Origin of the sequence: Acidovorax sp. JMULE5, assembly GCF_013376875.1 — a bacterium.
Taxonomy (GTDB): Bacteria; Pseudomonadota; Gammaproteobacteria; order Burkholderiales; family Burkholderiaceae_C; genus Acidovorax; species Acidovorax facilis.
Genome location: NZ_CP035951.1, coordinates 2,487,062 through 2,505,932, shown reverse-complemented (window position 1 = coordinate 2,505,932; position 18,871 = coordinate 2,487,062). Strand labels below are relative to the sequence as shown.

At 64.6% G+C, this 18,871-nt stretch carries 14 protein-coding genes; 7 read left to right on the top strand and 7 right to left on the bottom strand.

Annotation, left to right across the window (positions count from 1 at the left end):
• Position 1: 1 nt before the first annotated feature.
• From EXV95_RS11260 to EXV95_RS11245, 4 genes are all read left to right on the top strand, one after another.
• Positions 2-1,522 carry a DegQ family serine endoprotease gene (locus EXV95_RS11260; RefSeq protein ID WP_176886880.1) on the top strand — a complete coding sequence of 507 codons (1,521 nt, stop codon included), beginning with the start codon at positions 2-4 and terminating at the stop codon, positions 1,520-1,522.
• Positions 1,523-1,861: 339 nt separating this feature from the next.
• Entirely contained in the window at positions 1,862-2,521 is a 660-nt protein-coding gene (locus EXV95_RS11255) for a response regulator transcription factor (protein WP_176886878.1), read from the top strand.
• Positions 2,522-2,645: 124 nt separating this feature from the next.
• Complete coding sequence (locus tag EXV95_RS11250) at positions 2,646-4,028, top strand: ATP-binding protein (protein WP_176886875.1); 1,383 nt, start codon at positions 2,646-2,648, stop codon at positions 4,026-4,028.
• Between the two features lie 240 nt (positions 4,029-4,268).
• Entirely contained in the window at positions 4,269-5,261 is a 993-nt protein-coding gene (locus EXV95_RS11245; RefSeq protein ID WP_176886874.1) for a 2-dehydropantoate 2-reductase, read from the top strand.
• Here the strand turns inward: EXV95_RS11245 and EXV95_RS11240 are convergent, their stop codons facing one another.
• Positions 5,262-5,753 carry an Lrp/AsnC family transcriptional regulator gene (locus tag EXV95_RS11240; protein WP_176886872.1) on the bottom strand — a complete coding sequence of 164 codons (492 nt, stop codon included), beginning with the start codon at positions 5,751-5,753 and terminating at the stop codon, positions 5,262-5,264.
• An 89-nt stretch (positions 5,754-5,842) separates the two neighbouring features.
• Here EXV95_RS11240 and EXV95_RS11235 point away from each other — a divergent pair, with 89 nt between their 5' ends.
• Together EXV95_RS11235 and EXV95_RS11230 are read left to right on the top strand one after the other, a co-directional pair.
• Complete coding sequence (locus EXV95_RS11235) at positions 5,843-6,733, top strand: EamA family transporter (RefSeq protein ID WP_176886870.1); 891 nt, start codon at positions 5,843-5,845, stop codon at positions 6,731-6,733.
• 416 nt (positions 6,734-7,149) lie between these two features.
• Complete coding sequence (locus EXV95_RS11230; protein ID WP_121420983.1) at positions 7,150-7,371, top strand: hypothetical protein; 222 nt, start codon at positions 7,150-7,152, stop codon at positions 7,369-7,371.
• 38 nt (positions 7,372-7,409) lie between these two features.
• On the opposite strand, the gene EXV95_RS11225 is transcribed toward EXV95_RS11230, so the two are convergent.
• Positions 7,410-8,237 (bottom strand): hypothetical protein, encoded by an 828-nt coding sequence (locus EXV95_RS11225; protein ID WP_176886868.1) that lies wholly within the window; start codon positions 8,235-8,237, stop codon positions 7,410-7,412.
• A 180-nt stretch (positions 8,238-8,417) separates the two neighbouring features.
• Between EXV95_RS11225 and EXV95_RS11220 the strand changes: the two genes are divergently transcribed.
• Positions 8,418-8,813: a hypothetical protein gene (locus tag EXV95_RS11220; RefSeq protein ID WP_176886867.1), complete on the top strand. Its 396-nt coding sequence runs from the start codon at positions 8,418-8,420 to the stop codon at positions 8,811-8,813.
• A gap of 102 nt (positions 8,814-8,915) precedes the next feature.
• Here the strand turns inward: EXV95_RS11220 and EXV95_RS11215 are convergent, their stop codons facing one another.
• From EXV95_RS11215 to EXV95_RS11195, 5 genes are all read right to left on the bottom strand, one after another.
• On the bottom strand, positions 8,916-12,230 hold the full coding sequence (locus EXV95_RS11215) for a type I restriction endonuclease subunit R (protein ID WP_176886866.1): 3,315 nt from the start codon (positions 12,228-12,230) through the stop codon (positions 8,916-8,918).
• A 125-nt stretch (positions 12,231-12,355) separates the two neighbouring features.
• The gene (locus EXV95_RS11210) at positions 12,356-13,432 is read right to left on the bottom strand and encodes a Fic family protein (protein WP_176886865.1); all 1,077 of its coding nucleotides are present in this window, start codon (positions 13,430-13,432) and stop codon (positions 12,356-12,358) included.
• Positions 13,433-13,754: 322 nt separating this feature from the next.
• Positions 13,755-15,767: an RNA-binding domain-containing protein gene (locus tag EXV95_RS11205; protein WP_176886863.1), complete on the bottom strand. Its 2,013-nt coding sequence runs from the start codon at positions 15,765-15,767 to the stop codon at positions 13,755-13,757.
• 86 nt (positions 15,768-15,853) lie between these two features.
• Positions 15,854-17,161 (bottom strand): restriction endonuclease subunit S, encoded by a 1,308-nt coding sequence (locus tag EXV95_RS11200; protein WP_218135487.1) that lies wholly within the window; start codon positions 17,159-17,161, stop codon positions 15,854-15,856.
• Positions 17,151-18,713, bottom strand: coding sequence for a class I SAM-dependent DNA methyltransferase (locus EXV95_RS11195; protein ID WP_176886861.1), 1,563 nt, complete (start codon positions 18,711-18,713; stop codon positions 17,151-17,153). Before EXV95_RS11195 ends, EXV95_RS11200 begins: the two co-directional genes overlap by 11 nt.
• Positions 18,714-18,871: the final 158 nt, after the last annotated feature.

Genomic DNA, 18,871 nt, shown 5'->3' with positions numbered 1-18,871 from the left:
CATGAACAACACGCTTGCATCCACTCCCCGCCGCCTGATCCTGGCCCTGGTGGCCGCGGGCGCTGTGGGCGCCACCGGCGCCGGCCTCATCAGCGGGCACCAGGCCCGCGCGGTCACACCCTCCACGCCCATCGTGGCGCAGACGGCCATGGCCCCGGGCGGTGCGCTGCCCAGCTTTGCGCAGATCACCGCGCAGAACGGCCCGGCCGTGGTCAACATCAGCGTCACGGGCAGCACCAAGACGGCGATGGCCAACGATGACGACGATGACGAGCAACCCGCTGCCCGCCAGGGCCGTGGCCCGCAGATCGACCCAAACGATCCCTTTTACGAATTCTTTCGCCAGTTCGGCTTCCCCGGCGCGGGCCCACAAGGCCAGCCCAACGTACCCACCCATGGCCAGGGCTCGGGCTTCATCGTCAGCCCTGATGGCCTGGTGCTGACCAATGCCCACGTGGTCAAGGGCGCGAGCGAAGTGGTCGTCAAGCTCACTGACCGGCGCGAGTTCCGCGCCAAGGTGCTGGGCGCCGACCCCAAGACCGACGTGGCCGTGCTCAAGATCGACGCCAAGGATCTGCCCACCGTACGCCTGGGCAGCACACGTGACCTGCAGGTGGGCGAATGGGTGCTGGCCATCGGCTCGCCCTTTGGCTTTGAAAACAGCGTGACGGCGGGCGTGGTCAGCGCCAAGGGCCGTTCGCTGCCCGACGACAGCCTGGTGCCCTTCATCCAGACCGACGTGGCGGTGAACCCCGGCAACTCGGGCGGGCCGCTGTTCAACGCGCGCGGCGAGGTGGTGGGCATCAACTCGCAGATCTACAGCCGCTCGGGCGGCTACCAGGGCGTGTCGTTCTCCATCCCCATCGAGCTGGCCGCCAAGATCAAGGACCAGATTGTGGCCACCGGCAAGGTGCGCCACGCCCAGTTGGGCGTGGCCGTGCAGGAGGTGAACCAGGCGTTTGCTGAATCCTTCCAGCTGGACAAGCCCGAGGGCGCCTTGGTCGCCAGCGTCAGCAAGGGCAGCCCGGCCGAGAAAGCAGGCCTGCAGGCGGGCGACGTGATTCGCCAGGTGAACGGCCAGCCCATCGTGGCCTCGGGCGACCTGCCCGCCTGGGTGGGCCAGGCGCAGCCGGGGCAGCAGGCCAAGCTGTCGGTGTGGCGCCAGGGCAAGCCCTTGGAGCTGACCGCCACGCTGGGCGACGCCAGCGACAAGGCGACCAAGCAGGCGCGCAACGACGATGCCGTGGGCAAGGGCCAGCTGGGCCTGTCGCTGCGCCCGCTGGACCCCGAGGAGCGCCGCGAGGTAGGCGTGGCCGAGGGCCTGGTGATCGAACAGGCGCGCGGCCCCGCTGCGGCGGCCGGTGTGCAGCCGGGGGATGTGCTGCTGGCCATCAACGGCGCGCCCGCCAAGAACATCGAGCAGGTGCGCGCTGCGATGGCCAAGGCCACCGCAGGCAAGTCGGTGGCGCTGCTGATCGAGCGCGATGGCAACAAGATCTTTGTGCCGGTGCGTTTGGGCTAAGCGGTCCCAAAGGCTCTGCTGGCGTCGTTGTTCCGTCTTGCCGTACTTTCGGTACTGTCTGCGACGAAACGCGTAGGAGGCTGTCGGACTTGGAAATCGTCGGCTGCAAATTGGCCGCAGCGGTCCATTTTTTACCGTCTTTTTGCCCCATAGCTCGGCTATGAGGCTGCAAATCCGGCAAAAACTGTCCTCGCTGGGGCCAATTTTCGCTTCGACGCTCCAAGTCCGACAGCCTCCTAGCCAGAACCGCTGCGCTGAGCTTTGTGGTCCGCTGTGATGCGATGCCTGCACGGGCCACTTCGGTGGCCCGATTGATTTCATTGGCTATGCTTGCCCACCATGCGCCTCTTGCTAGTTGAAGACGACCCCATGATCGGCGAAGCCGTGCAAGACCTGCTGCGCGCCGAGCACTACGCCGTGGACTGGGCACGCGACGGCGACGCTGCCGACACGGCATTGCGCACCCAGCCCTATGACCTCGTGCTGCTGGACCTGGGTCTTCCCAAGCGCGACGGCCTGGCCGTGCTGCGCGACCTGCGGGCGCGCAAGAACCGCACCCCGGTGCTGGTGGCCACCGCACGTGATGCCGTGGCCCAGCGCATCGAGGGGCTCGACGCGGGGGCGGACGACTACGTGCTCAAGCCTTACGACCTTGATGAACTGCTCGCCCGCATCCGCGCCCTGTTGCGCCGCGCTGCAGGGCGGGCCGAGCCGGTGTATGAACACAAGGGCGTGTGCATCAACCCCGCCACGCGCGAGGCCACGGTGAATGGCGCGCCTGTGGTGCTGTCGGCACGCGAATGGGCGGTGCTGGAGCCGCTGATCGCACGGCCCGGCATGGTGCTGTCGCGCCAGCAGCTCGAGGACAAACTCTACGGCTGGGGCGACGAGGTGAGCAGCAACGCGGTGGAGGTCTATATCCACGGCCTGCGCAAGAAGCTGGGGCCCGAGCTGGTGCTGAATGTGCGCGGGGTGGGCTACCTCGTGCCGAAGGCATGACCCCCCTGAGCGGCTTCGCCGCTTCCCCCCAAGGGGACGACAGCCTTTGCTGCGGGGCGGCCCTTGCTGGCTGCCCCCGCGCAATCTCCCGCCCTGAGCATGCGGCGGGGATGGATGGATAGAGATGAAGAACGTGCCAACCACCTCCTGGCACAGCGCGCTGCAGTCCATGCTCCCGCGCTCGCTGCGCATGCGTCTGCTGGTGTTCCTGCTGGCCGCCATCGTGCTGGCCGGCGCAGTGCAGGGAGCACTGGCCTACCGGGGGGCGCTGGACGAGGCGGATGCGCTGTTCGACTACCACATGCAGCAAACCGCACTGGCCTTGCGCTCGGGCCTGCCGGTGGATGCGCAAGGGCTGGGCCCGGGCCTGGACCCCGAGGATGAAAACCACGAATTCATCGTGCAGGTGTGGACCAACGAAGGCCTGCGCATTTTTGAATCCGCCGTGGGCGCGGCCCTGCCGCAGATCGCCGTGCTGGGCTTTGCCAACGTGCAGGCGCGCGGCGGCACCTACCGGGTGTTTTCGATGCAAACGCGTTCGCAGGTGATCCAGGTGGCGCAGAACATGGCCGCGCGGCGCGACATGGCCCGCAGCCTGGCGCTGCGCACGCTGGCGCCGCTGGCCATCATGGCGCCGCTCTTGGTGCTGGCCGTGTGGTGGGGTGTGAGCCGGTCGCTGGCCCCGGTGGAGCGCGTGCGCCGCCAGCTGGCGCAGCGCCAGGCGGATGACCTCTCGCCCGTGAGCGATGCGCAATTGCCCGACGAAGTGCAGCCGCTGGTCAGTGAGCTCAACCTGCTCTTCGAGCGCGTGCAGCGCGCCTTTGATGCTCAGGAGCATTTCGTGGCCGATGCTGCCCACGAGCTGCGCTCGCCCCTGGCGGCGCTGCGCCTGCAGCTGCAGGGCCTGCAGCGCGCGGGCGATGATGCCGCGCGCGCCGTCGCCATCGAACGCCTGTCGGCCGGCATTGACCGCGCCACGCGCCTGGTGGAACAACTGCTCACCCTGGCCCGGCAAGAGGCCAGCACCGCCACCACCGAACCCGTGGACCTGCGCGCCGTGGTGCAGCTGGCCCTGGCCGACGTGGCCCCCGCCGCGCAGGCGCGCAGCATGGATGTAGGCCTGCTTGACTCCGCCACCGCCACCGCCACCGCCACCGCCACCGTGCCCGTGACCGTGCGTGGTAATGCCGAAGCCCTGCGCATGCTGGCGCGCAATCTGCTGGACAACGCCATCAAATACACCCCGCCCGGCGGCCAGGTGGACGTGCAGGTGCGCCGCGAGGGCGACCAAGCCGTGCTCACCGTGGAAGACAGCGGCCCCGGCATCGCCCCCGAGCATCGCGAGCGCGTGATGCAGCGTTTTGTGCGCGAAACCTCGGAAGGTGCCCCGGGCAGCGGCCTGGGCCTGGCCATCGTGCAGGCCATTGCGCAAGGCCATGGCGCCAAGGTGCAACTCAGCGCTTCGCCGCGTCTGGGGGGGCTGCTGGTGACGGTGCGGTTTGGCTGAGGCTGCTGCTGGAAGTCCCGTCGGGCGCAGGTGCTGTTTGTTGATGATGCTTCTATTTTGATAGCTATCGGCGCTTGATGAATAAGCGCCAGGGGCCAAAAAAGCTCAAAATATGTAGGCTGCAGGTGCCTGCAGATACCGTCGCCTCTGCGCCAGGCCCTGTAGGCGTGTCGCCGCACAATGCGCAGGCGCCGCATCCATCGCGGTGCACCGTCTTCCGTTGATCCAGAAAGCATCCGCATGCACTTCATCGTTCTCGGCGCAGGCGCCATTGGTTGTTATGTGGGTGGGCGCCTGGCCGCGCACGGCCAGCCGGTCTGCCTGGTGGGCCGCCCGCATGCGCTGGAGCCCATCGCGTTGCACGGCCTCAAAGTCACGGACCTGGATGGCTTTGACCGCACCGTGCCCGTGTCTGCGCTGCAACTGGCACACACACTGGCCGACGCGGCGCCGGGCCCGGACAGCATCATCCTGCTGTGCGTCAAAAGCGGCGCCACCGAATCCGCTGCGCGCGAACTGGCCGACGCCTGTGCGCCGGGAACGCCCGTCATCTCGCTGCAAAACGGCGTGGACAACGTGGCCCGCGTCACAGCTCGGGCGCCAGGCCTGAGTGTTCTGGCGGGCATGGTGCCTTACAACGTGGTGCTGCGCGGCGCCCAGGTGCACCGTGCTACTGCGGGCCATTTGCAACTGCAGCGTGATACCGTCACCGAACGCATCGCGCCGGTCTTCAACGCTGCAGGCCTGGCCACCGTGTTGCCTGCCGACATCCGTGCGGTGCAGTGGGGCAAGCTGCTGCTCAACCTCAACAACCCGGTCAATGCGCTGTCCGACCTGCCTCTGCGGCAAGAGCTGCTCGACCGCGACTGCCGCCGCGTCTTTGCTGCCCTGCAAACCGAGGCGCTGCGTGTGATGGCGCGCGCAGGCATCGCACCCGCCCAGGTCACCGCCGTGTCGCCCACGCTGCTGCCCCATGTGCTGCGCCTGCCCAACTGGCTCTTCACCCGGCTGGCAAAACGCATGCTGCAGATCGACGCCAAGGCGCGCTCGTCGATGTGGGACGACCTGGAAGCCGGGCGTGTGACCGAGATTGATGCACTCAGCGGGGCTGTGGTGAGGCTGGCGGCTCAGCAGGGCATGGAGGCGCCGCTGAATGCGCGCATGTGCGAGCTGCTGGGCGGCCAGCGCCAGCGCCTCACGGGCGCGCAGATGCGCAGGGCGTTGGGGCTGTAGTCAGGCCGCCGGAAGCGCGTGGTCCAGCGGCACACGCAGCCCGGTCTTCAGGCTGGCCAGTGCGACCGACGTTCTGAACCGCTTGATGTTGTCATCCCCCTCAAACAGCCGCTGCGTCAGCGCCTCGTAGTCGGCCATCGACGCCACGTTCACCACCAGCAGATAGTCCGCCTCGCCCGTCACGCTGTAGCACTGCTGCACGGCGTCCTCGGCAGCAATGCGCGCACGCAGCGGGGCGGTGCGGTCGGGGCGCTCGTTTTCGAGGTGCACCTCCAGCACGATGGTCAGCGGTTTGCCCACTTTCACCGGGTCGAGCACGGCCACGTTGGCGCGGATCACGCCGCTGTCTTTCAACCGCTGTATGCGCCGCTGCACGGCGGGTGCCGACAGGTTGACGGCCTGCGCAATCGCGCGCTGGGGCGTGGTGTTGTCGGTCTGCAGGATGTCCAGGATGGCGATGTCAAAGCGGTCGAGTGCTGGGGTGGCGGGCATGGGGCGCCTCGTGGTGGTGAGCGAAAGTTGCACGCGGGCCCTGAAAATCGAGCAAAAAGCACGCATGGGTCACACTATATTTTCAACCCATGAGCGCTTCCCTTCTGCACCGTTTTTTCCCCTTTCTCGCCGTCCTGGGCTCCGTCACCGCGTTGGGCATTGGTACCTCATGGGCCAAGCACTGGCTGTTTCCGGTGGTGGGGGCGCAGGGCACCACCGCCGTGCGCGTGGGCTTTTCGGCGTTGCTGGTGCTGTTGCTGTGGCGGCCGTGGCGCTGGCATCTGTCGCGGGCCGATGCGCGTGCCGTCATGTTGTACGGCGCGGCGCTGGGGGGCATGAACCTTATGTTCTACATGTCGCTGCGCACCCTGCCGTTTGGGCTGGCGGTGGCCATCGAGTTCTCAGGGCCGCTGGCGGTGGCGATCTGGTCTTCGCGGCGCGCCGTGGATTTTGTGTGGGTGGCGCTGGCCATGGCCGGGTTGGGCATGCTGCTGCCGCTGGGTTTGAACGGCAGCACGCTGGACCCCGTGGGAGTTTTGTATGCCCTGGGAGCGGCGGTGTTCTGGGCGCTGTACATCGTGTTCGGCAAGCGCGCCGGGCACCTGCACGCCGGGCACACGGTGTCTCTGGGCCTCTTGGTTGCGGCGCTGGTGGTGGTGCCGGTGGGCGTGGTGCATGCGGGCGCTGCGCTGCTGTCGCCCACGGTGCTGCTCATCGGGCTGGCGGTGGCGGCAGTGTCCAGCGCCATTCCGATCTCGCTGGAGATGATGGCCCTCAAGCGCCTGCCCAAGGAGGCCTTCGGCATCATGATCAGCATGGAGCCCGCGGTGGCTGCCGTGCTGGCCTTGATGCTGCTGGGCGAGCACCTGAGCGCCATCCAGTGGCTGGCCATTGGCTGCATCGTGGCGGCGTCCATGGGCAGTGCGATGACTGCTGGTCGGCCCTCTGGCGCCGACCGCGCAGCGCCGCAGGCGGCCTGAGAACCTGTTCAAGCTCTTTTCGGGGTCGCACAAGGTCCTTGCCGGGATGGGATGCAAGGCGCGGAGCGCAGTGGATAGCCCGGCTATCCACAAGCGCCGCAACGCCGCAGACCGCCCGGCAAGGCACTTGCCCGCAGGGTTGGAGTGAAATCGGGCGATTGGAAGCCTCGTCTGCTTGCATGGGCATGAGCCCATGCGGCGCATCCGAAGCATCCACGTCCATCACGATGGCACTCCAATGCGATCCCCGAAAAGATCTTGAACAGGTTCTGAGGGCGGCCGGTGCCATCGCGCATCGCCTGGGCATATCCAGACCTCCGGGATGGCCGTCCCGCTGACACCCGGCCGTCGGCAAAGGATGACACGCACAGGGCGCGCTCCGTGGCCAGAATGGGTCTATCTCACAGGAGCCGCCCATGATGCGCACTTCGCCGTTGCCACAATCCAAGGTCGCTGAGGCTGAACGCAAGGTCAGCGCCATCCTGGCCGACCTGGAAGAAACGACCCATTCAGAGGTCAAGGACATCGCTTTGGAAGACGTGGTGGAAACCGACGCCGCTAGCGGCCAGCCTGCCGTGCACCAGAGCGTCGACATCACCGTACAGCCGCGCGCGCAGCGCAAGTGGCTCACCAAATAACGCAATAGCCCGAGGCCCTTGGCTGGGCTGCCAGCCGGTCAACCGGCGGTAGGTCGGCCGCCTTGGCGCAGCTGCAACACCCGTGCAATGAGGTTGGCATACCCTTCGTCTGCCTGCGCCAGCAGCGGCAAACCTGTCTCGCGCACGGCATGGTCCACCGCGTCGGCCCATGCGGGCGTACCCGGCGCCGCCTGTGCGCTGGCCATGGCACCCAGCACCAGTTCTTGCCCCCAGAAGTACACCTGGTCAGCGTGTACGTTGGCCTGCATACGCTGCACCTCTGCCAGGGTTTGCGGCTCCGCCAGGTACAGCCAGATGTCTGCGTACAGGAAGTCAACGGGCGCGCCCTGGGGTTGCCACTGCAGCGCGTCGGCCTGCACCAGCTCTACCTTGCGCGCTGCAGACTCCGGCAGTCCCTCCAGCACGCGGCAACGGCCAAACAGCTCCAGCACATCCCCATCCCGCTCCACCACGGTCACGCGCTCCACCGTGGGCTGCAGCGCGATGTTGGCCACCACCCAGCCCATGCCCAGGCCCATCACCACCGTGTGGCCCCGCGCATGGCGGCAGGCCAGTTCCTGGCTTTCCACTTCCATCGGCGACAGCGACATCCAGGTTTCCCACCCGCCCGCAGCGCTCTGCCGCATCAGCACTGTCGAGCCCGAGGTGACACACGGGCCACTGTGGTACCCACGGTCCAGCCCAACCCCAGTGCGCTTCATCTGCCACGGCCCCACGGCCCCGTCGGGGTACTGCGGCATGTGCCAGTGCGGGGAAAAAACGGGAATCCCCAGCGCCTGCGCCAGTGCGCTGGCGGAGGGCTGTGGGGCAAAGGGAAGGATGGAGGGGGAAGGGGATGCCGACATGGTTTGATCTTAGATGGGCAAGTGGCGTGTTGACTTGAGAATGTGCGCGTCTGCCGGGGGCACCGGGCATTGTCCGACAGCTTCACGGTCTGCAGGATGGCACCCACGGCGCTGAGTGGACCCTAAAAGAGAGGGAGATGAAACCGTTTTGTTTTGTCACCCACTTCCCAGGAGACGCACATGCATCCATCCACACTCCCCCATCCGGCCACCCCACCGGTGGATGAAGACTTGGCCGACCAAGCCCGCCCCGGCTACGGCATCCCGTCGCAAGACCCACGACCTGGCGCCCAGACCGCCCTGGAGCCCGAAGACGCAGAGCGCGAGGCCCATTCCGTGCTGGTGGGCGGCGGCATGATGGCGGGCGCGGCTGCCGGTGCGGCCGTGGGCGTTGCAGTCGCCGGCCCGGTGGGCGTGGTCGTCGGAGGCACCTTGGGCGGCATTGCGGGTGCGCTGGGCGGCGCAGCAGCGGGTACGGCGGTCAATACCGAAGAAGCTGGTGAGGCCCCGGACCCTGCTCTTGAAGGCTCCAAGGCCCAAGGCACAAACAAACGCACACAAAGTTCAAAGGGCTGATCGGTCGCACTGACTGAACTGCTGAGCTGTGCGCCCTATTGCAGGGGCGCGCCTCTTGGATTCAACGCGGCTCAGTGCCGGACGCCCATTGGGAAACTTCAATCAGGCCGCAGCCAATTCGCTCCACGCATCACCCAGCGCCTGTGCCTGCTGCAGCACCAGTTCCACCGCTGCCGCTTCCAGGTCGGGCGGGTATTTGTACTTGCGCAGGATGCGTTTGACCATCAGGCGCAGCTTGGCTTGCACGCTCTCGCGCTCGGTCCAGTCCACGGTCAGGTTCTTGCGCAGGTTGTCGGTCAGCTCGTGGGCGATTTTTTTCAGCGTGTCGTCGCTCAGCGTGCGCACGGCGGCCTCGTTCTCGGCCAGCGCGGTGTAAAAGCGCACCTCGTCTTCGCTCAACCCCAGCTTGTCGGCCAGGCCATGCGCCTCGCGGAACTTGCGGGCCATGTCCAGCAGTTCTTCCATCACCTGGGCGGTTTCAATGCTGCGGTTCTGGTAGCGGGCAATCACCCCACCCAGCAGGTCCGAGAACTTTTTGCTCTGCACCACATTGCTGGCAAAGCGGCTCTTGATTTCGCCCTCCAGCAGGCGCTCCAGCAGCTCCACCGCCAGATTGCGTTCGGGCAGCGCCCGCACCTGGGCCAGAAAGCCTTCGTCCAGCAGGCCAATGTTGGGCTTCTCCAGCCCCACGGCGTCAAAGATGTCCACCACGCTTTCAGACACCACGGCCTGGCTGATGATCTGGCGCACGGCCAGTTCGCGCTGCTCATCGGTGCGCTGTTTCGCGGTGATGTCGCGCTTGGTCAGGATCACCTTGACGCCTTGCATGAAGGCCACTTCCTCGCGCACGGCCTTGGCCTCGTCCAGCGTGCAGCTCAGCGTGAAGGCCTGGCTCATCGCCAGGGCCGTGTCGGCAAAGCGCTTCTTGCCGTCTTGCCCGGCCTGGCGCGGCAAGCCCAGCACGTGGTTGGCCGCGCCCGCCAGCACGCGGTGGCCGCCCGTCAGAAAGCCGCTGTAGTCAAACCCGTGCAGCAGAGCGCGCAGCACGTCGAGCTTTTCCAGCACCACGCTGAACGCCTCGTACGCGTCCACCGTGGGGCGGCCCCGGCCGTGGGCGGCGGTGTATTCCTTCATGGCGGCTTTGAGCTCGTTGCCAATGCCGATGTAGTCCACCACCAGGCCGCCCTGCTTGTCCTTGAACACGCGGTTCACACGGGCAATGGCCTGCATCAGGTTGTGGCCCTTCATGGGCTTGTCTACATACAAGGTGTGCACGCAGGGCGCGTCAAAGCCGGTCAGCCACATGTCGCGCACGATCACGATGCGCAGCGGGTCGGCGGGGTCTTTAAAGCGCTTTTCCAGCCGCTTTTTGACCTGCGCGCTGTAGATGTGCGGGCGCAGCAGGGCCTTGTCGCTGGCACTGCCGGTCATCACGATCTTGATGGCGCCCAGCTCGGGGTCGGCGTTGTGCCACTCGGGGCGCAGGCGCACGATCTCGTTGTACAGGTGCGCGCAGATGTCGCGGCTCATGGCCACCACCATGGCCTTGCCGCGCTGTGCCGTGTTGCGCTCTTCAAAATGCGCCACCAGGTCTTGCGCCACGCGGGCCACACGGGGCTCGGCGCCTACCACTTGCTCCAGCGCGGCCCAGCGGCTTTTCAGGCGCGACTGCACGCTTTCTTCTTCGTCCTCGGCCAGCTCGTCCACCTCGGCGTCGATGCTGGGCAGCTCGTCGGCTTTCAGGCCCAGCTTCACCATGCGGCTTTCGTAGTAGATGGCCACGGTGGCGCCGTCTTCCTTGGCCTGCTGCATGTCATACACGTGGATGTAGTCGCCAAACACCGCGCGCGTGTCGCGGTCGGTGCCGCTCACGGGTGTGCCAGTAAAGGCGACAAAGGTGGCGTTGGGCAGTGCATCGCGCAGGTGCTGGGCGTAACCCACCTGGTAGTGTTCCCGGGTGGGCTCCACCGTGTTCGCTTCGGTGCCTGCCCGGTAGGTGGGCGGCGCAAACTCGGCACGGTGTGCGGGTGCGGTGCCGCTGCCTGTGGTGATGGGGTTTGCTACTGTATTGGTAGCTGGTAGCGCTTGTGTATCAAGCGCTAGGGCCTGATTTGGCTTGAAATTTTCCCTGCCATGTGTCTTTTGCACCTTCAGCCGCGCCTCAAACCCGTACTGCGTGCGGTGCGCCTCGTCGGCGATCACCACGATGTTGTGGCGGTCCGACAGCATGGGGTAGCTGTCCTCGTCCTCGCCGGGCATGAACTTCTGGATGGTGGCAAACACAATGCCGCCCGAGGGCCGGTTCGCCAGCAGCGTGCGCAGCTCTTGCCGGGTGCGGGCCTGCACGGGCTGCTCGCGCAGCAGGTCTTGCGCCAGGCCAAACACGCCCAGCAGCTGGCCGTCCAGGTCGTTGCGGTCGGTGATGACCACGATGGTCGGGTTCTGCAGCGCTGGCTCCTGCATCACGCGGGCGGCAAAGCAGGTCATGGTGATGCTCTTGCCGCTGCCCTGCGTGTGCCACACCACGCCGCCCTTGCCCTTGATGGCCGGGTCTGCGCCACTGCCCGGCGTGGCGGCAGCCACCACCTGCGCAATGGCGGCGCGCACCGCATGAAACTGGTGGTAGCCCGCGATCTTCTTCACCAACTGGCCATCGTCCTCAAACAGCACAAAGTAGCGCAGGTAATCGAGCAGGTACGGCGGTGCCAGCACGCCGCGCACCAGCGTCTGCAGCTCGTTGAACTGGCCCAGCGGGTCCAGCGTGGCGCCGTCAATCGTGCGCCACGCCATGAACCGCTCGGCGCTTGCGCTCAGCGATCCCAGCAGCGCCTCGGTGCCGTCCGAAATCACCAGCACCTCGTTGGTGTGGAACAGGTCCGGGATCTGCTCCTTGTACGTCTGGATCTGGTCGTACGCCTTCCACACGCTGGCGGCCTGGTCAGCGGGGTTTTTTAACTCCAGCAGCACCAGCGGCAGGCCGTTGACGAACAGCACCACATCGGGCCGGCGCGTGTGGCGTGGCCCGCGCACGCTGAACTGGTTCACCGCCAACCACTCATTGCACTCGGGCGCGGCCCAGTCCACCAGGCGCACAAAGTCGCCCACCGTTTCGTTGCCGCGCTGGTACTGCACCGGCACACCCGCCACCAGCAGCCGGTGAAACCGCCGGTTGGCCGCCAGCAGTGCGGGCACGCCCAGGTCTTGCACCTGCGCCAGTGCGTCGTCAATGGCCGTGGCCGGCACGCCAGGGTTCAGCCGCACCAGCGCCGCCCGCAGCCGGCCCGCCAGCAGCACCTGGCGGTAGTCACTGCGCTCGGGCGCGGGGCCGTCGGGGGCAATGTCGGGGCCGGCCATGTGGGTGTAGCCCACGTCCTGCAGCCAGGCCAGGGTTTCGCGTTCGAGCTGGTCTTCGGTCATGCGGTCAGGTCCGGGGCTGAGAGGTGGCGGATGTGTCGATGCCATCGACAGATGGGGAGAATATGTTTAAAAAAACACAAAAAATCGACAAGTTATCGTGATCTGTCGATGCCATCACCATATGGTCAGCCCACAAGCTCTGCCAACAAGGCGTCGTTGATGTAGTACTTCTCGCGCCCGTGCTTGCTTTCGCGCAGCACGCCCAGGCCCGCCAGGGTTTGCAGGTAGCCGGACGCGGTTTGCCGTTTTGCAATGCCAGCGTCCACCACGAACTGGATTTTTGTATAGGGCTGCTTGAAGACCACCTCGATCAGGTCTTTGCTGTACACGCCGGGTGCTTCGCGCTGCACACGCTCGCGCACCTGCTCCATCAAGTCACGGATGCTGTTGACCTGATCAAACGTCTGCTGGGCCGTGCTCTCCACGGCACGCAGCATGTAGAGCAGCCAGTTCTCCCAGTCCTGCTCTTCCGTCACCCGGCGCAAACCCTCGTAGTAGGCCGCACGGTGGGCAATGATGTAGCGCGACAGGAACATCACCGGAATGTCCAGCAAGCCCTTTTCCACCAGAAACAGCAGGTTCAGGATGCGCCCCGTGCGGCCGTTGCCATCCGGGAACGGGTGAATCGCCTCAAACTGGTAGTGCATCACCGCCATCTTTACCAGTGGGTCGAGGTCGTCGTCAGCGTGGATGAACTTTTCCAGGTTGGACAGCTTGTCGCGAATCACCGCATCGCCCACGGGCGGCGTGTACACCACCTCGCCCCGCTCATTCTTCAAAGCCGTGCCAGGCACGGCGCGCACCTGCAAATCCATCTGCTTGATGCGCTGGGCAATCTCTATGAACAGGTTGGTGCTCAAAGGCCGGTCTTTCAGCGCGGCAAAGCCGTGGTACAGCGCCTCGCGGTAGCGCAACACCTCCTTGGTATGGGCATCGGCCTTGCCGTCAGCGTCCGCATCGGCGCGGTACAGCTCGTCGTTGGTGGTGACGATGTTCTCAATCTCCGACGACAAGCGCGCTTCCTGCAGCACGATGCTGTTGATCAGCACGCCCTGGTTCGGAATCTGCGCCGCCAGCCCGCGCAGGTTGGCCAGCACCCGGTTGGCCGCAATCGCCTGCTTGAGCACGGCCTTGCTTTCCAGCTCTACCGCTGGCGGCAACAGGGGCAGATCATTGTGGGGTTGGCTGCGGTCAAAAGGCATGCCGGTGCATCCTGGGTGGGGAGGGGAACATGGCGAAAAATCGCGATGGCTTCACCATGTTAGCCAGCATCTGTACAAAAAACACGAATTTTTAAGCATGTGGGCTGCGACATGTATAGAAAACGCTGATTTCTATACATGTCGGCGACGCCCAACCTGCCGCCCGGCGCGCTGTGAAAGAACTCTTTAATAGGCCGGCCCGCTGTGAAAGAACACTTTCATAGCGCTTGCAGTTTCAAACTTCGTTGATCAGTGCCTGCGCATCGGGGCAAGCGCAACTGGCTGGGGATCACGCAGTGAGCCCGGCGTCCAAAGCGTCATTTCACGGTTTCCCCGTCTTGTACGCCTGTTGCTCATGGGTGGGCTTGGAGGGAAACGCGAGCTGCAGCAGGCCGCTGCGAACCATGGGGCTGATGTGCGTCTGACGCAAGGCGTCGGGGCTGCGGTCAAGAAGCCGGGCCAGCACCGCCCGCGTGACATAGTGCCCCGTACAGACGGCGCAGATCACAGCCTGCATCTGGTCCATGTCCAGGCGCCCCGCCCGCGCAGGCGCTGCCCGGGCTTGAAGCTCCGCCAGAAAACCAGGCGCCAGCGCAACCAGATCATCCAGTACGGGCCCGTCCAGCAGAGGTGACAGCAGTCGCCCCTCGGCATCGCGCAGTTCCTGGCGGGCCTGCGAATGTTCGGAGCTGAGCTGTGAATGTTCGGAGCTCTGCTGCGAATGTTCGGAGCCCTCCACTGGCACGCCCCCCGGCAGCGAGTCCGCGCTGCCAATCGTTGAGGCAATGCCTTCTGCCGGAAGCAACGGCCCACTGAACACATCCTCCGGCGTAGGCAATGCAGCACCGGCCAAGTAGTACACCGTACCTCGGGCACGCCCGTCTGACACCAGCATGCCTTGGCGCACCAGGCGGGCCAGCAATACGCTCAGATCGTGGGAATGTGCATCGCAAAGCTCCAATAAACGGCTGTGACTTACGGTGCGCTCCATGGCGGCGGTGGCCAAAATCAGGCGGGAATGCGCATCCAGCGCGTCAAAACGCGCGCCCCACCGGGCTCGCAGTGCCTGCACCACCTCGTCCGGCAGCAAATCCGCCATGTGCAGGGCCAGCAACGTCTGCTCAGGCTCGGCCTTCTCTGAAAGCAAAGGCGGCCGCCAGTGCTGGCTGCGCCAGCCGCCATAAATGCGAGGCATGCCCGAACCGCCCCGCTCGCCCAGGCCGATGAGCAAAAACATCTGGTGCAGGATGCGGTTGCGGCAATCGCTTTCGCCCCCGCGAATCACCTGCTCAATGGGCAAACGCAGGCCACCGGGGTTGCGAAAACCAAACATGTCTGGCCGCTTTACCACCAGCACTGATACGCGCCCCGTGTAATCGGCATGCACCAGCGCATTCACCAGCGCTTCGCGCAAGGCCTTGTGCACCGGCGTATCGTCCTGCCGTTGCCCATCTTTCACCGCAAAAGGCACCTTCAAGTCCGCCACCAGCTTGCGGTAAACCCTGCGGTAAAACTCGAACAGATTGCCCGTCCATGAGCCATCCGGTACCAGCCGGTCGATCCAGGTCGGTTCAGCCCGGGCTTCGGGACGCTCCTGGTAGTCCACAAAGTAGTGCGGTGCGGCCTCCTGGATGGCCGCCCAGGTGCCAAACATCAGCAGGCCTGCCAACGTCAATCCCTCCTGGCCTGTCTGGCGGTCACGCCGCCAGCCGCGCAGGCTGGTCATAAAGTCAAAATCATCCTGCTCCAGGTATGGATGCCCGGGCCGCTCGTCCTTGAGCATCTGGCGGTAGATCCGCAGGCTCTCGCCATCAATGTCCCCCATGCCAAAACCGGGCAGGATGCGGGCATCGCGCTCATCCTCCACCTGCTCGGCCAGCATGCGCTTGACCGTTTCTTCATCACACGGCCGGTCGCCGTCGTTCAGCCGCTTGTACGTATGGCCGAGCGGCTGGCCGTTGAGGAACACCGGCCTTTGCTTACGGGTAGCCTGCGGAATGCGCACCAGCAACATCGTCTGGCCTTGCAGCGCCAACTCCTGCACATCAGCATCGGTCAGCAGATTGGCGCTGACCTTGCCCGGGTTGTTCAGGTTGTTGAACAGATCGGCCCGCACCTTGGCCGGGTTGGGGATGCCCGCAATGGAGAACACCCCATCCTTCTCTCGCACCCCCAGCAGAACCACGCCCCCATGGGTGTTGGCCATGGCCGAATAGGTGGGCCAGAAATCCTTGGGCACCTCGCCTTGGCCGTTTTGGCCCTGGGCCAGCTTGCATTCCAGCTCTACCGTTTCGCGCAGCAGGGCCAGGTCTTCGAGGGAGGTGGGTGAGAACATCACACGGATCCTGGAGCAGAGTTTTAAGCCAAATTGAACGCTAGCGCTTTATGGATAAGCGCTAGCAGCTATAAAAAACAGAGCGATCATGCCTGCAGCGCACCGCCCACGGCGGCTTCGGTGGCGGCCTGGGCTTCGGGCAAGCGCAACTGGCCGGAGATCAGGCGGGGGAGGAGGGTGTCGCGGAGGGCGGAGAGGGTTTGGGCCTGTTCAGCGTTGTGCCGAAAGCGAACAAAGAGAGGCTCCAATAAAGCAGCAAAGTGTTCTGCAACTTCGCGGGTGGGTTTCAGGAAATTGATTCGCCACATGTTCGTCTGGCTGAGCTTAGCCTGCACCGCGCCTGTGATGTAAGGCGTGATATTTGTGCGCTGCATAGCGAGCATGACGTGCTCGGTCGCTACACCGTCTTTACCTTGGAGGATGTGTGCGTGGTTGTTGACCCAGAACTTGCCCCACACGTACTGCATGATCGGATAGCCATTCGTATCTGCGACTGAGCCGTCTTCGCCGGTCAGCAAAAAGACGCCATCGAAAAGGTAGTCGTCCACGGTATCCATCAATGCAGCCGCGCCATAGTATGGATATGGTCCTCTCCGCTTCTCACGTTCTTGCCCGGAAAGAGGAACACGTTTTGAGTCATGTATGGAAACTGCTTCCTTCAAGCTGACGTTTCGCCATCCCTTCGGCACCCACCCCAACTCCGACTCCTCCAGCGCATCGGGAAACAGCGCGGCGCTGGCCTCGTCCATGCCTTCGGGGGCGCGCCCTTCCATCTTGGCGCGCACGGGATCGAAATCGACAAACCACGACTTGAACAGCGCCTGGGCGATGGCTTCGAGCGTGGCGTTGGTTTCGCGCAGGAGGGTAATGCGGTCGTCGAACGACCCTAGAACTGCGGCAATTTTCCGCTGCGCTCCTAACGAAGGGATGCGGATCGGAGTTTTTTTCAGGATGCCGAGATTTGTATGCGGCACTCCCGTTTGGATCGCAGTGTTTTTGATGTACTCAAGTTGCTCAGGAGACCGAAAGGCGTAGTAGAGAAAATTGACATCAGCTTTTGTTGAATCAAGCGTCACCTTCATCTGACTCTGCGAAATGATGTATTCCGAGTAGGGAGACATCGGAACGATAGCCACTTGGCCCAGGGTTCCGCGCTGAGTAAAAACCAAGTCACCAGGACGTGCCTTGTTTGGGTTTAGCGAGTCGGCTTTCTCTGGGGAGACGAATACGAATTCACCACCTACCCAGCGCCCCCCCATGTTTTGGCCGCGAATAACGGGGATGCCTTTAGAAACGTAGTCTTTTGAGACAAGGTTTGACCCAAATGGCCCGCCAACTACCGAGTTCTTAGTTGGTGCTGCAAGTTCTTCAAGAAACACTTCATCAAAACTCATACCCCAGCCCCCCCAGCTTCGCCCGAATCACCGCATCCAGTTCCGCTCCCCGCGCCATCTGCTCGCCCAGCTTCTCCGTCAGCTTGACCATCTTGTCGGCAAAAGCTTCGTCGTCGTCCTCCACCGCCTCGGCGCCGACGTAGCGGCCGGGGGTGAGCACATGGCCGTGTTGGGCGATCTCGGCCAGGGGGACGCTGCGGCAAAAGCCGGGTTGGTCTGCGTAGCTGGTGATGCTGGCACCGGCCTGTACCTCGCCGCGCCAGGCGGCCACAGTGGCGGCGATGCGGTCGATGACTTCGTCGGTCAGCTCGCCTTGCACGCGGCTGATCATGGTGGCGAGTTTGCGGGCGTCGATGAACAGCACTTCGCCCTTGCGCTTTTTGCTCTTGGCCAAAAACCACAGGCACGCCGGGATCTGGGTGTTGAAAAACAGCTGGCCGGGCAGGGCGATCATCACTTCCACCACGTCGGCATCGACCATGGCGGCGCGGATCTGGCCTTCGTTGTTCTGGCTGCTGCTCATGCTGCCATTCGCCAAAACAATTCCAGCCCGCCCCGTGGCTTTGAGGTGGTGCAGCATGTGCTGCAGCCAGGCGGTGTTGGCGTTGCCGTGGGGTGGGTCGCCATACACCCAGCGGGCGTCGCCCTCCAGGCTGGGGTGCCACCAGTCGCTGATATTGAAGGGCGGGTTGGCCAGGATGAAGTCGGCGCGCAGGTCGGGGTGCTGGTTGCGCACAAAGGTGTCGGCGGGTTCGCGCCCCAGGTTGAAGTCGATGCCGCGAATGGCCAGGTTCATGGCGGCCAGGCGCCAGGTGGTGGGGTTGCTCTCTTGCCCGTAGATGGACACATCGCCCTTTTTGCCGCCGTGGGCTTCGATGAACTTTTCACTCTGCACAAACATGCCGCCGCTGCCGCAGCACGGGTCGTACACCTTGCCGGTGTGCGGGTTGAGCACGGCCACCAGGGTTTTGACGATGCTGGCGGGGGTGTAGAACTGCCCGCCGCGTTTGCCTTCGGCGCTGGCGAACATGCCCAGAAAGTATTCGTACACCTGGCCCAGGGTGTCGCGCGCTACGTCGGGGGTGTCGCCAAAGCCGATGGTGGACACCAGGTCCACCAGCTCGCCCAGTTTGCCGTCGGGCAACTGTGCACGGGCGTAGCGTTTGTCGAGGATGCCTTTGAGCGTGGGGTTCTCGGCCTCGATCAGCGTGAGCGCGTCGTCAATGCGTTTGCCAATGTCGGGCTGCTTGGCGCTGCTGCGCAGTTGCTCCCACCGGGCGGCTTCGGGCACCCAGAAGACGTTGGCTTCTTTGTAGTAGTCGCGGTCTTCCAGTTCGGCGGCAATGTCGGCGGGGTCGGCGTCGCCGTAGAAGTATTCGTCGTCGGGGTCTGCCAGGCGCAGCACCAGCGTGGCGTGGTGGGCGGCAAAGGTGTCAGAGATGTATTTGACGAAGATGAGGCCGAGCACCAGGTGCTTGTATTCGGCGGCGTCCATGTTGGCGCGCAGCTTGTCTGCGGTGGCCCACAGGGTTTTCTGGATGTCTTGGAGCATGTGGCTGCGGTGTGTTGCGCTGGGTAGCTGCTTGGCGGGCAGGCCCGCCGCACACACTGCGAAGACCCTGCCACGGGGTTGCTTCTTCTTTGAATACTACTATTTTGATAGCTGCTAGCGCTTATCCAATAAGCGCTAGGGGCAATTTTGACCATAAA

Bases quoted from the DNA above. Each gene is read 5' to 3' on its own strand.
- EXV95_RS11260 (WP_176886880.1), top strand. From the start codon at position 2: ATGAACAACACGCTTGCATCCACTCCCCGCCGCCTGATCCTGGCCCTG.
- EXV95_RS11255 (WP_176886878.1), top strand. From the start codon at position 1,862: ATGCGCCTCTTGCTAGTTGAAGACGACCCCATGATCGGCGAAGCCGTG.
- EXV95_RS11250 (WP_176886875.1), top strand. From the start codon at position 2,646: ATGAAGAACGTGCCAACCACCTCCTGGCACAGCGCGCTGCAGTCCATG.
- EXV95_RS11245 (WP_176886874.1), top strand. From the start codon at position 4,269: ATGCACTTCATCGTTCTCGGCGCAGGCGCCATTGGTTGTTATGTGGGT.
- EXV95_RS11240 (WP_176886872.1), bottom strand. From the start codon at position 5,753: ATGCCCGCCACCCCAGCACTCGACCGCTTTGACATCGCCATCCTGGAC.
- EXV95_RS11235 (WP_176886870.1), top strand. From the start codon at position 5,843: ATGAGCGCTTCCCTTCTGCACCGTTTTTTCCCCTTTCTCGCCGTCCTG.
- EXV95_RS11230 (WP_121420983.1), top strand. From the start codon at position 7,150: ATGATGCGCACTTCGCCGTTGCCACAATCCAAGGTCGCTGAGGCTGAA.
- EXV95_RS11225 (WP_176886868.1), bottom strand. From the start codon at position 8,237: ATGTCGGCATCCCCTTCCCCCTCCATCCTTCCCTTTGCCCCACAGCCC.
- EXV95_RS11220 (WP_176886867.1), top strand. From the start codon at position 8,418: ATGCATCCATCCACACTCCCCCATCCGGCCACCCCACCGGTGGATGAA.
- EXV95_RS11215 (WP_176886866.1), bottom strand. From the start codon at position 12,230: ATGACCGAAGACCAGCTCGAACGCGAAACCCTGGCCTGGCTGCAGGAC.
- EXV95_RS11210 (WP_176886865.1), bottom strand. From the start codon at position 13,432: ATGCCTTTTGACCGCAGCCAACCCCACAATGATCTGCCCCTGTTGCCG.
- EXV95_RS11205 (WP_176886863.1), bottom strand. From the start codon at position 15,767: ATGTTCTCACCCACCTCCCTCGAAGACCTGGCCCTGCTGCGCGAAACG.
- EXV95_RS11200 (WP_218135487.1), bottom strand. From the start codon at position 17,161: ATGAGTTTTGATGAAGTGTTTCTTGAAGAACTTGCAGCACCAACTAAG.
- EXV95_RS11195 (WP_176886861.1), bottom strand. From the start codon at position 18,713: ATGCTCCAAGACATCCAGAAAACCCTGTGGGCCACCGCAGACAAGCTG.